The organism is Enterococcus ratti, from assembly GCF_001886195.1.
GTDB lineage: Bacteria > Bacillota > Bacilli > Lactobacillales > Enterococcaceae > Enterococcus_B > Enterococcus_B ratti.
The window spans coordinates 1-1996 of sequence record NZ_JXLB01000048.1 but is presented as its reverse complement, the minus strand read 5'-3'; the positions used below and the strand labels follow the sequence as shown (position 1 = coordinate 1996).

The 1996-nt window shown below is 29.9% G+C and carries 1 protein-coding gene; it reads right to left on the bottom strand.

Annotation, left to right across the window (positions count from 1 at the left end; all coding sequences use genetic code 11):
• Positions 1–933 precede the first annotated feature (933 nt).
• Positions 934–1996: immunoglobulin-like domain-containing protein (locus RV14_RS12340; protein WP_342714786.1), on the bottom strand; the 1063-nt coding region annotated here is incomplete at its 5' end.

Below are 1996 nucleotides of genomic sequence, written 5' to 3'. Positions count from 1 at the left end.
ATTTTTTTCTGCTGCATAAACCAATGATGTTCCTGTGCTAGCAGCATTTGAAACAAGCACTAACCCTGCCGCTGATGCAGCCAGTAATTGTTTGCGAATTTTTTTCGCTTTTGTGAGATTTTTTTTCTTTGTCATTACTAAATTCTCCTATCTTTAATTGTTTGTGAACAAATGCTTTTAATGAAAGAAAATTATAAGAACAATAAAGTTTATCCTAGCTCATTATGCTCAGATATAAACAGTATTATGAGATAAAAATTATATTTTGATTAAGGATATTTTATTTCAGTGACTCCTGCTCTCGGAATGCTTTCTTTGCCACTATATAATACTTATAGCGCTTTCTTTTTATATACTAGGTGAGAAACCTTCCTTCCAAATTCTAATTTCGTCCTCACTTATCCTAGCTGTGTAAAACTTACTTGTCTTGATAAGAAAAGTAATCATAAACTTCAAGAACATTTTTTTAAGATTAAGAAGTTTACATTTAAATTAAAAAGAAAGTGAACAAAAAATTCTTTCTATGGGCTTATGTTATCAAAAGATTCATGAATCTTTTTTTATCTATTTAACCAATCGTTCATTTTCAATAAATTTAATTAATTAACCTTTTTTTTTTATTTTTAAAAATTAGATTATAATGCTGCTTTCGAGCATATTTATTCCTTTAGTTTAAAAAAATTAATACTTTCTTTTGTGTTTTCGCTTACAAAAACGTTTAATTTTGAATAATTAATAAAATTTATCGATTATTTTTTCATATTTTTTAATATTAAATGATTAAATAAAAAACAATTAAACTTTATTCTATTTTTATTATAAAAAATGGTAAAATCATAAAAAAACTTGAAGCAATCATTGAAGTTTGCTTCAAGCTTTTTAATTTCTGTTCTTACTGCTACTTTAACAAAACTTAAACTTTTGTTAGTCAATTTATCTGTGAGGTTGAACAATAAGAACTTGTTGGCTCACCAAAACATTTCCTGATTTATCTAATGCTTCTAATGTGACTGTTTTTGAAGCATTAGTAATTTTATTGCCGATATATACTGCAAATTTGTTGCCATCGGTAATTTTAAAGCCAGGCGTATACACTGTGCCATCCACCGTTAAACGGAATTTTTTAATAACTTCTCCTTTAAATGTTCCTGTCATGTATTCATTGCCACGAACATATTCATCAACTGTTAAAGATGGTGCTTGAACTGTCACATCTTGGGAAACAACTTCTTTACCCGAACCATCCAAACCAATCACTTTAACAGTGTTTACGTTTGCTGGAATTTTGTTGCCAATGTAAATTTCAAACTTATTGCCATTTAGTTTAAATCCTGGGATGTTTTCTTTACCGTTAATCATTAATTTGAATTTTTTAATTCCTTTACCAACAATCGTTCCTGTCATATATTCATTACCACGAATATATTCATCCATATTTAATTGTGGCTTTTCTACTGTTACGTTTTGTTGCGCAAGCGTTTTTCCTCGTTCATCTAAAGCTTCTAGTTTCACTACTTTTGAACTACTTGTAATCTTATTACCAATATATACTTCAAATTTACCATTGGCTAATTTAAAGCCAGGAGTATATACCTTATCATCTACCGTTAAACGGAATTTCTTCGTTGTTCTTCCCGTATAAGAACCAGTCATATATTCATCGCCAAAACTATATTTATTGACAGTTAATGAAACGTCTTGAACTTGAACAACTTTAGAAGCCACTTGTTCGCCAGCTGGGTTAAAGGCTTTTAACGTAAACTCTTTTGTTCCTTCAGGTACACGATTTCCAATATATACTTCAAGTTTACCATTCACTAATTTAAAACCAGGTTCGTATGTTTTGTCCCCTACAATTAGTTTGAACTTCTTGATATTTCCAGTAATGGTTCCTGTCACGTATTCATCCCCTAGCGTATAAGGGTTAAGCGTTAATTTCTCTTTATCGCCTACTACAAGTGCTTGTTGCGCTTTTTGAATTTTTGCTAACAACGCT